The organism is Actinomycetota bacterium (assembly GCA_035759705.1).
Lineage (GTDB): Bacteria > Actinomycetota > CADDZG01 > JAHWKV01 > JAHWKV01 > JAJCYE01.
Genome location: DASTUJ010000178.1, coordinates 1 through 13429, shown reverse-complemented (window position 1 = coordinate 13429; position 13429 = coordinate 1). Strand labels below are relative to the sequence as shown.

Sequence of the window (13429 nt, the reverse complement as noted above, 5' to 3'; positions counted from 1 at the left end):
TACACTCGTAGCTCATGGAGATCACACTGGATGTAAAGCCGCGCACTGAGACGGGTAAAGGCCCCGCCTCCCGCTACCGCGCGTCCGGTCAGGTCCCCGCAGTTTTCTACGGCCCCTCGGCCGATCCGGTGTCCCTTCTGGTCGACGCCAAGGCAATGAGCCAGGCTCTGCACACCGAGGCCGGAGGCAACGTCCTCATCAACTTGAACGTCGAGGGCACGTCCCGCCTGACGGTTGCCCGTGAGGTCCAGCGCCACCCCATCCGGGGCACCATCCTTCACGTCGACTTCGTCAACGTCGCCCGTGACCAGAAGATCGAGGCTCAGGTACCGCTGCACCTGGTCGGCGACTCGCACGGAGTCCATGAGGGTGGAGTGCTCGACCAGCACATGCACGAGCTTCAGGTCGAGGCCGTCCCCACCGATATTCCCACCTCCATCGAGATCGACATCTCCGGCATGGGTATCGGCGACACCGTCCACGTTAGCGACGTCAAGGCTCCGAGCGGAGTCGAGATCCTGACGCCGGGCGAAGAGATGATCGCCGCAGTGATCGAGCCCAGGGTCGTCACCGAGGAGGAGCTCACCGGCATCGCTCCGGTGCCCACCGATGCAGAGATCGCCGAGGCAGAAGCCGAGGAAACCTCCAAATCCTCCGAAGGCTCCGACGAGTCTTAAGGCTTTGACGGCCTTTCTCTTAAGCTGGACCCCGTAACGCCCCCCTTCTCAAGGTTCAACTCCTCCAAGGACCAAGTCATGTCTTCCGCGGAATCCGCCTGGCTGGTGGTTGGCCTCGGCAACCCCGGCACCAAGTACGAGTACACCCGGCACAACGCCGGCGCCCGTGCCGTGGAGAAGCTGGCCAAAAAGTTCGGCGTCAGGATGCGCTCGACCCGTTCGGTGGCCGCCATGGGCGAGGTCACCTCCGACGGTGTCCGCGTCTACCTCGCGCGCCCCTCCACCTATATGAACGAGAGCGGCCGGGCGGTGGCGGTGCTGGCGAAACTGAAGAAGGTCCCCCCGGAGAACATCGTGGTCCTGCACGACGAGATCGACCTGCCGGCCGGCGCCCTGAAGGTGAAGATAGGCGGAGGGAGCGCGGGGAACAAGGGAATTGAATCGGTCGCCCGATCGTTGGGTACTAAAGACTTCTACCGGGTGCGCATCGGGGTGGGGCGGCCCCCGAACCCGTTCCAGGAGCCGGCGAGCTTCGTGCTGGAGCCCCTGTCGAAGGCCGCGGCGCTCGATTTGTTCGCGCTGGAGGAGCGGGCCGGTGAAGCGGCTTTGTCACTGGTCCACTCCGGGCTGGAGACCACCATGAACAAGTTCAACACCTCGACGGGGGTATCGAAGAGCACCGATGAATGACCTGCTGAAGGCCTGGGATCCCTCCGGACTGCTGGATGAGCTGGCGGATCAGGGCGGGGGCGGCGTGCCCGAGGTGGCGCGCGCCTTCACCGTGGCGGGCCTCGCCCGCCGCGCCCCGGTCCTGCTGGTCGTGCTGCCGCGCAGCCGGGACGCCGAGATGTTCACCGAGGCGATGAAGGTGTGGATGGACCCGTCGGAGGTGGCCCTGTTCCCGGCGTGGGAGGTGCTGCCCGGCGAGGCGATGTCCCCGACCCTGCAGACCATGGGGTGCCGGATCAAGGTGCTGCGGGACCTGGCTGCCGGAAACTCGCCGAAGGTACTGGTCACCTCGGTGCGGGCGCTGGTCCAGGGGGTTGCCGAGCCGCCGGCCGATGCGATCGACCTGTCGGTCGGGTCCGAGGTCTCGCTGGAAGACACCGTCGCGCGCCTTGTCGACTACGGTTTCGAACGCAACTACCTGGTGGAGCGGCCGGGCGAGTTTTCGGTTCGCGGCGGCTTGCTGGACGTGTTCCCCGCCGACTCCGACGACCCGGTCCGGGCCGAGTTCTTCGGCGACGAAGTCAGCGACCTCCGAAGCTTCTCCGTCTCCAGCCAGCGCAGCGGCGCCCACCTGAAGTCGGTAGAGATCACCCCGTGCCGGGAGCTGCGGCTCGACGACGCCGTCCGGACGAGGGCGGCCCACCTCCTGGAGCAGGCCCCCGAGGGCTCGGAGCTGCACGGGGATCTGACGAAGATTGCCGAGGGCGTGGTCTTCCCCGGTATGGAGGCCTACCTTTCGGTACTGGCAGGGCCTCTCAAGCCGATCACCGACCTGCTGCCCGAGGGGGCGAAGCTGGTGCTCTGCGACCCGAAGCAGATCCGGGACCGCAGCGCCGACTTCATGGAGCAGGCCGCCTCCTGGGGCGCACCGGAAACCGCAGGCCTGTTCGTGCCCCTCGAGCAGATCATCGAGGACGCCGTCACCGTCGAGCTCTGGGCCTACGGCCGGGGTGAGGAGGGTCTCGACCTGGACGTCACCGGCTGGGACGAGCAGATGGGCCGGGTCGACCGGCTGGCGTCCGCCCTGAACGACGTGCTTTCCGCAGGAGGCAGCGTCGTCGTCGCCGCCGGCAGGAGCGCCCCGCGGGCGCAGCAGATCCTGGCCGAGAACGGGTTGGGCCTCCCCATTTCGGAGCCGGGGCTGGGCAAGGGCGTTCTCAGCGAGCACTCGGTCGGCAGGGGGTTCCTTCTCAACTTCCCGAACGGATCGCCGGTCGCCGTCGTGGGGGAGAACGACCTGTTCGGGCGCCGCCGGCCGGTCGTCTCGTCGGGCCCGCAAGCGCCGGCCCGGGCCTCGGCTCTGCTGCTCCAGCTGGCCGCCGACGACTTCGTCGTCCACGACACCTACGGCGTCGGCCGGTACCACGGCATGTTGACGCGTGAGGTCGCGGGGATCAGCCGCGACTACCTGGTGATCAGCTACGCCGGGGACGACAAGCTCTACCTGCCGACCGAGCAGCTCGACGCCATCACCAAGTACACCGGCGGCGAGTCCCCGCGCCTCAACCGCCTGGGCACCGGCGAGTGGGAGAAGTCGAAGGCCAAGGCCAAGAAGGCGGTGCAGGACATCGCCAAGGACCTCATCCGCCTGTACTCCACCCGCATCCGCTCCGAGGGTTTCCGGTTCTCACCCGACACGCCTTGGCAGGCCGAGCTCGAGAACGCCTTCCCGCACATGGAGACGCCGGACCAGCAGAGGGCGATCGACGCGGTCAAAGAGGACATGGAGAAGCCGATCCCCATGGACCGGCTGGTCTGCGGCGACGTCGGCTTCGGCAAGACCGAGGTTGCCGTCAGGGCCGCATTCAAAGCGGTTCAGGACTCCAAGCAGGCCGCGGTCCTCGTGCCGACCACGATCCTCGCCCAGCAGCACCACCAGACTTTCTCGGAGCGCTTCGCCGGCTTCCCGGTGAAGGTCGCCCAGCTCTCCCGCTTCCTGACGACCGCCCAGCAGGCGGCGGTGCTGGAGGAGGTGGCCGCCGGCAAGGTTGACGTCGTCGTCGGCACCCACCGCCTGCTGCAGCCGGATGTGAAGTTCCACGACCTCGGCCTGCTCGTGGTCGACGAGGAGCAGCGTTTCGGCGTGAAGCACAAGGAGAAGATCAAGCACCTGCGGGAGAACGTCGACGTGCTGACGATGACCGCCACCCCGATCCCCCGGACCCTGGAGATGGGCGTGACCGGCATCCGGGACCTCTCGCTCATGGACACACCGCCCACCGACCGAAGGCCGGTGATGACCTTCGTCGGCGACTACGATGCCCGCATGGTCACCGCCGCCATCCGGCGCGAGCTGGCGCGGGACGGCCAGGTCTTCTTTGTCCACAACCGGGTCAGCTCGATCAAAGCCACCGCCCGGCGGATCGCATCGCTCGTCCCCGGCGCCCGGGTGGAGATCGCCCACGGGCAGATGACCGAGGGCGAGCTGGAAAAGGTCATGGTCGACGTCTGGGACGGCAAGGTGGACGTCCTGGTTTGCACCACGATCATCGAGAGCGGCCTGGACATCCCGGCGATGAACACCCTTATCGTCGAGCGGGCTGACCTGCTGGGCTTGTCGCAGCTGTACCAGCTGCGGGGCCGGGTCGGACGTTCCCGGGAGCGGGCCTACGCCTACTTCTTCTACCCCCACGAGACGGTCCTGACCGCCGAAGCCCACGAGCGCCTGAAGACCCTGTCCGAGTTCACCGAGCTGGGGAGCGGTTTCAAGATCGCTCTTCGAGACCTGGAGCTTCGGGGCGCCGGCAACCTGCTGGGAGCCGAGCAGTCCGGGCACATCGCCGCCGTGGGGTTCGACCTGTACATGCGGATGATGACCGAGACCATCTCCGAGCTCACCGGCCGGTCGCCCGAGCCCAAGCTGCAGATCAAGCTCGACATCCCGGCCGACGCCTACATCCCGGCCGACTACATCCAGCGTGAGTCGCTGCGGATGGAGGCTTACCGCCAGATCGAGCAGGTGCGGGCGCCGGAGAACGTCGTCGCCCTCATCGAGGAGTTCACCGACCGGTACGGTCCCGTCCCCAAGCCGCTCAGCACCCTACTGGTGGTCGCCGAGCTGCGCGCGTACCTCGCCGAAAAGGGAATCACCGAAGCCGGGGTGCGCAACGGCCTGATGAAACTCCGGCCCATCCCCGAGCTGAGGGACTCCCAGCAGGTTCGCCTGCGGCGCAAGTACCCGACGGCGGTCTACAAAGAGGTCTCCGGGACTCTGCTGCTGAACGTCCCGGCGGCCGACACGCCCCGGTGGGTTCTCGATACGCTCCGTGATATTCTCGACCCCCAGTGAGACCCAAACTCCAGCTTTCCCTCGTGCTACTAGCCGCGCTGTTGCTCAGCGCATGCGGCGGCGAAACGACCCTCGACGAGCAGGGCAGCTACTTCGCACCCACTGCCGCCGTGGTTTGCGGCGCGATCAACTGCGAGAAGATCCCCGAGAGCCGGATCAACGGCCGCCTGTCGTCGGTGGTAAAGGACCCCTCCACCGCCAACGTCTTCAAGGGACCGGAGGGCAACACCAACAAGCTGGACGCCCAGCGCGAGATCCTCGGCGAGCTGATCCGCCAGGAGGTCGGCCTGCAGATGGCCCGCACGATGAAGATCACCACCGACCAGGAGGACATCGACAACCGGTTCGAAAACGTCAAGGCCGGCTTCGACGGTGACAAAGCCTTCAAGGCGGCCCTGAAGGACGAGGGCCTGACCGAGCGGGAGCTGAGAGGTTTCCTGGAGAACGAGAGCATCCTTGCCCGGGTCCGTGACACCGTCGGCAAGAACGCCAAACCCACCGACCAGGAGGTCGAGCGGTACTACGAGCTCAACAAGTCCCAGTTCGACGAGCAGGTCAAGATCGCCCACATCGTCGTCTGCGGCAACTTCGACGCCGAGAAGCGCACCTGCGCGGTCAGCCCCGCCGACCAGCAGAGGGCCAAGGACATCGCCGAGCGGGCCCGCAACGGTGACGACTTCGGCGCCATGGCCAGAGAGTTTTCGGTCGACTCGGTGAGCAAGGAGCGCAACGGCGAGCTGGACTTCTTCTCGAGGGGCGACGTGGTTCCCGAGCTCGAGGAGGCTGCGTTCAGCCTGTTCGACCCGGGCGACATCTCGGAGCCGGTCCAGACCCCCTTCGGCTTCCACGTGCTGAAGCTGATTGCGGTGGGCCGCCCGTTCGAGGAGGCCAAGCCGGAGATCGCCAACGCTCTGGCCACCCAGAAGGCCAACGCCGCCTTCGAGGAGTGGCTGATCGACGCCGTCAAGGGCTCGCAGGTCAAGGTGAACCCGAAGCTCGGGGTCTTCGACCAGATCACGCAGTCGGTCGTGCCCAAGACCACCAAGCAGGCCCAGGGCGCAAGCAACCCCGTACAGCCGCCCGCCGCTCCGCCAGCAGCCCCCTAACCCCCCGTCTTGACTTCAGGAGCCGCATCGACCCCGATCCAGGGAGCGGCCGAGCGCGCCGGACCGGCTTTCGAGCAGCTGGTTGCCATCATGGCCCGCCTCCGGGCCCCCGGGGGTTGCCCCTGGGACGCCGAACAGACCCACCAGTCCCTGGCCGTCCACCTTTTGGAGGAGGCGCACGAGACGCTGGACGCCATCGACTCGGGGAACATGCACGACCTGGAGGAGGAGCTGGGCGACCTTCTGCTGCAGGTGGTGTTCCACGCCGAGATCGCAGCCGAGACCGGCCGGTTTGAGATCGGCGACGTCGTCGACGGCCTGGTGAAGAAGCTGGTCGACCGGCATCCGCACGTGTTCGGTGACGTGCAGGTGAGCGGCTCGGCCGACGTGGTTGCGAACTGGGAGACGCTGAAGAAGGCGCAAAAGGGCCGGACGAAGCTGGACGAGGGCCTCCCCAAGGGCCTGCCCGCCCTGGTGTACGCCCACAAGGTCCTGCGGAGGGTTTCCGGCGTGGGCCACGAGTTCGACGCCTCGCCGGAGCGGCTGGCGAAGCTGTCCGAGGCGCTGGGCGGTGAGGTTACGGAGGAATCCGTGGGCGATCTCCTGATGGAGGTTGTGGCCCTGGCCGGGAGCGCCGGTATCGACCCCGAGGGGGCCCTAAGGCGACGATCCAACGCTTTGATGCAGACGGCCCAGGACGGCGCTCCGGTCGAATAGCCCCCACTCCCGATCGGCCTGCACTCGCCCCTGCCCTTTCTCAACTACGCTGTAGGTTCATCGCAATTCCCGGTTGGCGTCCCAGGACCGAATTGAAGCTGGATTCGGCTTTCCGCCGGTCCCAACGTTTGGAGCCCGTCGCCGAACCCAACCCCCATGGCACGCCCCTCCCACGGGCCGGGCCGGGCGGGCCGACAGTCGATATGCGCCGTGGGCGCTGTTAAAGGAGTTATAACTTGGCCATGATTGATGCCGTAATAGGACGAGAGATAATCGACAGCCGGGGCAATCCCACGGTCGAGGCCGAAGTTTTCACCGACCTGGGCGGTTTCGGCAGGGCCGCTGCGCCCTCCGGCGCTTCGACCGGCAAGTTCGAGGCCATGGAGCTTCGCGACGGCGGCGACCGCTACGGCGGTAAGGGAGTAAGCAAGGCCGTCGACGCCCTGAACAAGGTCCTCGCCCCGGCCCTGGTCGGCATGGACGTCACGAACCAGCGGGCCATCGACCGCCTCATGGTTGAGCTCGACGGTACCGACAACAAGTCGAAGGTCGGCGCGAACGCCACCACCGCCCTCTCGATGGCGGTCGCCCACGCCGCAGCCGACGAACTCGGCCTGCCGCTTTTCCGCTACCTCGGTGGGGCCGACGCCAACCTGCTGCCGGTGCCGCTGATGAACGTGCTGAACGGCGGTGCCCACGCCGACAACAACGTCGACATCCAGGAGTTCATGATCGTCCCGCACGGCGCCGCCTCGTTCTCCGAGGCCCTGCGCATGGGGGCCGAGGTCTACCAGGTGCTGAAGAAGGTGCTCCTGAACAACGGCCTGTCCACCGGCATCGGCGACGAGGGCGGGTTCGCCCCGAACCTCGGCAGCAACGAGGAAGCCATCTCCCTGCTGATCGAGGCGATCGAGGGCGCCGGTTACACCCCGGGCGAGGACATCGCCCTGGGCATGGACGTTGCAGCGTCCGAGATCTTCAAGGACGGCAGGTACCACCTCGCCGGCGAGGGGCTCACGCTCGACTCCGGTGAGATGACCGAGCTGTTCCGCGGCTGGCTCGACAAGTACCCGATCGTCAGCATCGAAGACCCGCTGGACGAGGAGGACTGGGAGGGCTGGCAGCAGATCACCTCGGCCCTGGGCGACCGGGTCCAGCTGGTGGGCGACGACCTGTTCGTCACCAACTTCGAGAAGGTCCTGCTTGGCATCGAACGCAACGCCGCCAACGCGATACTGATCAAGGTCAACCAGATCGGCACCCTGTCCGAGACCGCCCACACCATCAAGCTCGGCGCCCGCCACGGCTACTTCTCCATGCTCAGCCACCGTTCGGGGGAGACCGAGGACGCCACCATTGCCGACCTGGCGGTCGCCTACAACGCCGGCCAGATCAAAACAGGCGCCCCCGCCCGTAGCGACCGGGTGGCCAAGTACAACCAGCTTCTTCGCATCGAGTCCAAGCTGGGCCCCGACGCCCGGTATGCGGGCACCGACGCGTTCCCCAGATGGCGCCGCCAAAACACCTAAAGGCCCGCTTCCGGATGGGCGCCTTCGGCCTGGTGGTCGGAGCGCTGGCCCTGACCGGGGTGGCCCCGGCGCGCCAGGCTTTCCAGCAGCGGGAGCAGCTGGCCCAGGTCGAGGCCAAGGTTTCGGCACTTCAGGAGCGCAACGACGAGCTGACCGGACGGCTGAACCGGCTGAGCGACATCGCGTACATGGAGAAGCTGGCCCGCGAACAGCTTGGCTTGATTCGCCCCGGCGAGACCGCCTACGTGGTGGTTCCGGCCCCCGCTCCGCTGAAGCCGGTCTCCGATGTCGAGCCCGAGCCCCAGGGGATCCGGCAGCGCACGGCCGAGTGGATCAAGGACCTGATCGGCAACGAATAGGCGCCTCCCAGGCGTAAAGTGCCGTCTATGTCGGTATCAAGGTACGATTAGGGTTGATTTATTGCCCATTCACGAAGCATCTAATTTAGGGGGTTGATTGGCAGAAGTAGGAGCAATCGTCGAAGGCACGGTCACGCGTCTAGCGGACTTCGGAGCTTTCGTACAGATTGGAGCAGGCGAAACAGGCCTGGTTCACATCTCGGAGGTAGACCGCAACTACGTCAAGGACATCAAGGAGCATCTGAAGGAAGGCGACAAGGTCAACGTCAAAGTTGTCGCCATCAAAGAGGATGGGAAGATCGATCTGTCCATCAAGCAGGCAGACCCCTCCTGGGAGGAGCAGTCCACCCGAGCCCGCTCAGGAAGAGACCCTGAGTTCGAAGCCAAGCTCAAGAGGTTCATGCGTGAATCTCAGGAGCGCCTGGCCGACGTCCGGAGGCAGCGGGACTCAAAGCGCCAGTAATCAACTGCATGGCCCAACCCCGGCCGTCGCCCCTTTAATCTCAGTGACCCCAGATCCGGAGCAGGACTTCGAGTCCGTGAAGGCTCAGCTCGGCCGCGCCCCGCGCGGGCAGTGGAAGGTCGCACGCCGGTGTGCTTGCGGCAAACCGCAGGTCCTGGAAACCTATCCCCGGCTGGACGACGGAACCCCGTTCCCCACTCTCTACTGGCTCAGCTGCCGCAAGCTGTCGTCAGCCATCGGCGGGCTGGAGTCGGGCGGCTGGATGGCCGGCCTGAACCGGCGCCTGGTCGAAGACCCCGAGTTTCACGACGCTCTGCGCCGGTCGACCGAGGCGTACGTCACCAAACGGAACGCGTTGGATGCCCTCGGCCCCACCGCCCACCCCGGCGGCGGGCCTGATCGGGTGAAGTGCCTGCACGCCCACACCGCGCACCAGTTGGTCGAGGGCGACAACCCGGTCGGCGCCGAGGTCCTGAAAGAACTGGGCTGGGTCGACCCGACGAGGCCGTGCGTATGAGGGTCGCCGCCATCGACGTCGGGACCAACACCACGCGGCTGCTGATCGCCGAGGCGCAGGGCACCGGCTACCGGGAGCTGGATAGGAGGCTGACCTTCACGCGTCTGGGCGAAGGGGTCGACTCCGGCAAGGTCATACAGCCAGTCGCCATGAAGCGAACCCTGGCCGCCATCGCCGAGTTCTGCTCGCTCTGCGGCGAGTTCGGCGTCGAGAAGGTGCAGGTCGCCGGCACCAGCGCCGTGCGGGATGCGCAAAACTCCTCCGACTTTCTCAAGGCCGCCGGGAAGCTCTCCGGATCCCCCGCAGTGGCGCTCACGGGCGACCAGGAGGCGCGTCTGTCGTTCTGGGGGGCCACCGGCGACCTGGCGGTCTCCCAATGCCTGGTGTGCGACATCGGCGGCGGGTCGACCGAGTTCGTTCTGGGGACCCCGTCGGCGGAGATCGCCGGCCGGATCTCGCTGGACATCGGCTCGGTCCGGCTTACCGAGCGCTACCTGGTCTCCGACCCTCCTGCGACCGAGGAGATCCTGTTCATGGAGGCAGCGATCGACGAACTTCTGTCGCGGGCCGACGCCCAGATCCAGAACGGCTCCGAGGCGGTGTTTGTCGGCCTCGGGGGCACGGTGACCACCCTGGCCGCCATTCACCTGGGGCTGGACCGATACAAGCCGGAGTCGGTGGACCAGACCAGCCTGCGGCGGGAGTCGCTGGATGCGCTTTACCGCAACCTGGCCCGGATGTCCCTGGCCGAGCGTTCCCGGATTCCTGTCCTGCCCGAAGGCCGGGCGGATGTCATCGTGGCCGGCGCGGCAATCCTTTCGCGCATCCTGGCCAGGTGGAGCTTCGATCAGGTCGTGGTATCGGAGAAGGACATCCTGGACGGTTTGGTGCTCCAGCTGATGGGCCGGTTGGACGATCGGGGCTTGCCCGGATGACGTTACCGTTGTCCCCGGGACGTATCACACCGGCGGCACAGTAGAATCCGATCGGAAGCGGTGAAGAACCGCTAAAAGCCGTGCTTGCTGATTTGCGAGCAGGTCCTGGGTGGGCGGCCACCCGAAATTGGTAACCAGACATCGAAGCAGCTTCGAGTGCTGCTCCCAGGAGGCCACTGAAGATGAACAACGTGCCGAACCCCAAGCGCCAGCGCCAGAAGGAACTTCGCAGGTTGAAGCTCGAGCAGGAGCGCAAAGCTGCCCTGGCGAAGAAGCGCCGGACGGCCGGCATCCTCGGTGTCCTGGCAGCAGTCGTGGTGATCGGAGCCCTCTTCTTTGTCGACCGGGGCGGCGACGACCCGGAGCCTGCGGCCAGCGCCACTCCCGCCGACCCCTCCGATCCCAAGCCGGTGGCCGTCATGACGACCTCTGAAGGGCCTCTCGAGATCGAGCTGGCGACCGACACCTCTCCCAACGTCGCAGCTGCGTTCCAGGCCATGGCCAAGGAAGGGTTCTACGACGGACTCACCTTCCACCGAATAGTCAAGGACTTCGCGATCCAGGGTGGAGACCCCGCGGGTAACGGCACCGGCGGCCCGGACACGAAGACCGTCGACGCGATTCCTGAGGGATTTCGGTACGTACGGGGCACGGTTGCCATGGCAAAAGGCGGCGACGAGGAGGCCGGAACCGCCGGCAGCCAGTTTTTCATCGTCCCCAGCGACGCCGCCGCCGACCGGCTGACGCCCGACTACGCCATCCTGGGCAAGGTCATCTCGGGGCTCGAGACGGTGGACAAGCTGAACGCGGTGCCGACCTCCGGACCTGCCGGCGGGGAACAATCTACGCCCGTGAACCCGGTTACGATTGAAAAGGTTGAGATTAAAGAACCCTAGTCCGTTGTAACTGGACGTAACTCCGCTAGACTGTCCAACCCATGCCAAAACACTCTGAGCGCTTGACGCGCCACAAATTGCCGCTCGTGTCGACCACCGTCGTCGGCCTGCTGATATTGATCCTGGCAGGCCTCACGGTCGTGATGCTGGACAAGAGCGCGTCCGTCGGCGACGCCACCGAGACCATCGCCCAGGCGAAGGGCGGGTCCGCCAAGGTGATCGACGTGGACGACGAACTGGTTCCGCTGCACCGCGAACCTCCCCCTCCGCCCCCTCCCGCTCCCGCCCCGGCTCCGGCTCCTCCGGCGCCTGCACCGGCGGCGGCCAAACCTGCTGCGGCACCCAAAGCCGCCCCGGTTGCACCGAAAGCTGCGCCCGCACCGGCGCCGGCCCCCCGGAGCACGGCAAGCATCGACCCTTACCGCGGGTTCGGCGCCTGGGTGGACATCTACGACTACGCCATCCGGGACACCATGAACATTCCCGAAGCGGTCAACGTGATGGCCGATCGCGGCGTCAAGACCCTCTATCTGCAGACCGGCCGCTGGAAGGACCCCAACGACATCGTCAACGTCGGAGCGGTCAACACCTTCCTGGAGGCCGCACATGCCCGGGGTTTGAAGGTCGTCGGGTGGTACGTTCCCGGCTTCGGCAACCTCGACCGGGACATCCGCCGCAGCCTCGTGGTGCTTGAGCACAAGACACCCGGCGGCCACCAGTTCGACGGGTTCGCCCCGGACATCGAGACCCGTGAAGAGGTCGGAGGAAGCGCCGCCCGCTACAACGCCGGCGTCGCCGAGTACAGCGTCCGGCTGCGTTCCCAGCTACCGAACGCAACCATCGGGGCCATCGTGGACGACGCCAAGAACAACCTGAGGGCGCCCGAGCGGCACGCCGGCTTCCCGTGGGGGGAGATCTCCAAGAACTACGACGTGGTGCTTCCCATGGCGTACTGGACCGTCACCAAAGCAAAGAACGGCGGCTGCGGCACCCAGTACGACGCCGACGCCTACATCCGGGAGGTCGTCTCCTTAACCCGCAGCTACATGGGGTCGGACCGGCCGATCCACCCGGTGGGCGGCATCGCCGACTGCGTCACCGAGGCCGAGGTGGTCGGATACGTCGCCGCCACCAACCAGGTGGGCATCGGTGGCAGCTTCTACGACTACGCCACCACCCAGTCCAGCGGTGTCCCGATCTGGAAGCACCTCGGCAACCTGAAGTAGCCTGACCTCAGTTTGACCGGAGAGGATCCGATTTCGGGAGCAGAGGCAGCGCAGGCGTACATCGACGGATTAGAAGAGCCCCGGCGGTCCGACCTGCAGCAGATCCACGCGTTCATCCGTAAGACGGTCCCGGATCTTCAGCCCTACATGTACGGCAAGGACCTGATCGGCTATGGCAGATACCACTACAAGTACGCCACCGGCCGGGAGGGCGAAGCCTCGATCATCGGGCTGTCGAGCCGGAAGGCCTACATTTCGGTCTATGCCACCGGCGGTGACGGCGAGCAGTACGTGGCCGAGCGCTTCAAGGACCAGATGCCGAAGGCGGACATCGGCAAGTCCTGCATCCGGTTCAAGAAGTTCGAGCACATCGACTTCGACGTGCTGGGCAAGATCCTGAAGGAGTCGGAGGCGATCATGGCGCCGTTAAAGGTGCCGGTGGAGGGGTAACGGAGTCGCCTCAAAAATGTCAGTGGTCGTCTCTAAGCTGTGTACATGGCGATGCAGCGCAAGTACACGGACGACGACCTGAGAACAGCCGTTCCGGAAGCATTCAGCGTTGCGCAAGTGCTTAAGGCGATTGGGTTGCGACCTGCCGGAGGCAATTACAAGACCGTTCAGTCGCGTATCCTCGAACTGGATTTAGATACCTCTCATTTCCGAGGACAGGGCTGGTCGAGGGGACAGTCAATTACCCTTCGGCCGCCGCGGCCGCTTGTTGAAGTGCTGGTGGATGGGTCGACCACAAGATCATCGCACCTCAAGAAGAGGCTTCTCCGGGAGGGCCTCAAGCAACCGATTTGCGAAGGATGCGGGGGATCTTTGTGGAGGGGACAGCCCATACCCTTGGAGTTGGAGCATGTCAACGGTCGAAACACCGACAACCGGCTGGAGAACCTTGCGCTGCTGTGCCCGAACTGCCACGCTCAAACAAGTACATATAGAGGTAGAAATATCGGTAGGAGCCTGACGCCCCCGTAGCCCAA

13 protein-coding genes are annotated in these 13429 nt (G+C 65.9%); all 13 read left to right on the top strand.

Annotation, left to right across the window (positions count from 1 at the left end):
• Window positions 1–14 precede the first annotated feature (14 nt).
• On the top strand, window positions 15–677 hold the full coding sequence (locus VFV09_12350) for a 50S ribosomal protein L25 (GenBank protein ID HEU4868504.1): 663 nt from the start codon (window positions 15–17) through the stop codon (window positions 675–677).
• A gap of 78 nt (window positions 678–755) precedes the next feature.
• Window positions 756–1367, top strand: coding sequence for an aminoacyl-tRNA hydrolase (gene pth, locus VFV09_12345; GenBank protein ID HEU4868503.1), 612 nt, complete (start codon window positions 756–758; stop codon window positions 1365–1367).
• On the top strand, window positions 1360–4695 hold the full coding sequence (gene mfd, locus VFV09_12340; GenBank protein HEU4868502.1) for a transcription-repair coupling factor: 3336 nt from the start codon (window positions 1360–1362) through the stop codon (window positions 4693–4695). Before pth ends, mfd begins: the two co-directional genes overlap by 8 nt.
• Window positions 4692–5801: a peptidylprolyl isomerase gene (locus VFV09_12335; protein ID HEU4868501.1), complete on the top strand. Its 1110-nt coding sequence runs from the start codon at window positions 4692–4694 to the stop codon at window positions 5799–5801. The genes mfd and VFV09_12335 overlap by 4 nt, the downstream gene beginning before the upstream one ends.
• Before the next feature lie 9 nt (window positions 5802–5810).
• Entirely contained in the window at window positions 5811–6518 is a 708-nt protein-coding gene (locus tag VFV09_12330; GenBank protein HEU4868500.1) for a MazG family protein, read from the top strand.
• Window positions 6519–6754: 236 nt separating this feature from the next.
• Entirely contained in the window at window positions 6755–8047 is a 1293-nt protein-coding gene (gene eno / locus VFV09_12325) for a phosphopyruvate hydratase (protein HEU4868499.1), read from the top strand.
• A complete protein-coding gene (locus VFV09_12320; protein ID HEU4868498.1) occupies window positions 8026–8406 on the top strand; it encodes a septum formation initiator family protein in 381 nt (126 codons plus the stop codon). Before eno ends, VFV09_12320 begins: the two co-directional genes overlap by 22 nt.
• 97 nt (window positions 8407–8503) lie before the next feature.
• Window positions 8504–8869, top strand: a complete 366-nt coding sequence (locus VFV09_12315) for a S1 RNA-binding domain-containing protein (GenBank protein ID HEU4868497.1) — start codon at window positions 8504–8506, stop codon at window positions 8867–8869.
• A 43-nt stretch (window positions 8870–8912) separates the two neighbouring features.
• Window positions 8913–9386, top strand: a complete 474-nt coding sequence (locus tag VFV09_12310; GenBank protein ID HEU4868496.1) for a DUF501 domain-containing protein — start codon at window positions 8913–8915, stop codon at window positions 9384–9386.
• Window positions 9383–10321 carry a Ppx/GppA phosphatase family protein gene (locus tag VFV09_12305; GenBank protein ID HEU4868495.1) on the top strand — a complete coding sequence of 313 codons (939 nt, stop codon included), beginning with the start codon at window positions 9383–9385 and terminating at the stop codon, window positions 10319–10321. The genes VFV09_12310 and VFV09_12305 overlap by 4 nt, the downstream gene beginning before the upstream one ends.
• A 182-nt stretch (window positions 10322–10503) precedes the next feature.
• Window positions 10504–11217 carry a peptidylprolyl isomerase gene (locus VFV09_12300; GenBank protein ID HEU4868494.1) on the top strand — a complete coding sequence of 238 codons (714 nt, stop codon included), beginning with the start codon at window positions 10504–10506 and terminating at the stop codon, window positions 11215–11217.
• Window positions 11218–11279: 62 nt separating this feature from the next.
• Window positions 11280–12443: a hypothetical protein gene (locus VFV09_12295; protein HEU4868493.1), complete on the top strand. Its 1164-nt coding sequence runs from the start codon at window positions 11280–11282 to the stop codon at window positions 12441–12443.
• 12 nt (window positions 12444–12455) lie between these two features.
• On the top strand, window positions 12456–12893 hold the full coding sequence (locus tag VFV09_12290; GenBank protein HEU4868492.1) for a DUF1801 domain-containing protein: 438 nt from the start codon (window positions 12456–12458) through the stop codon (window positions 12891–12893).
• Window positions 12894–13429: the final 536 nt, after the last annotated feature.

Excerpts from the sequence above, each read along its gene's own strand:
- VFV09_12350 (HEU4868504.1), top strand. The coding sequence starts at position 15 with ATGGAGATCACACTGGATGTAAAGCCGCGCACTGAGACGGGTAAAGGC.
- pth (HEU4868503.1), top strand. The coding sequence starts at position 756 with ATGTCTTCCGCGGAATCCGCCTGGCTGGTGGTTGGCCTCGGCAACCCC.
- mfd (HEU4868502.1), top strand. The coding sequence starts at position 1,360 with ATGAATGACCTGCTGAAGGCCTGGGATCCCTCCGGACTGCTGGATGAG.
- VFV09_12320 (HEU4868498.1), top strand. The coding sequence starts at position 8,026 with ATGGCGCCGCCAAAACACCTAAAGGCCCGCTTCCGGATGGGCGCCTTC.
- VFV09_12305 (HEU4868495.1), top strand. The coding sequence starts at position 9,383 with ATGAGGGTCGCCGCCATCGACGTCGGGACCAACACCACGCGGCTGCTG.
- VFV09_12300 (HEU4868494.1), top strand. The coding sequence starts at position 10,504 with ATGAACAACGTGCCGAACCCCAAGCGCCAGCGCCAGAAGGAACTTCGC.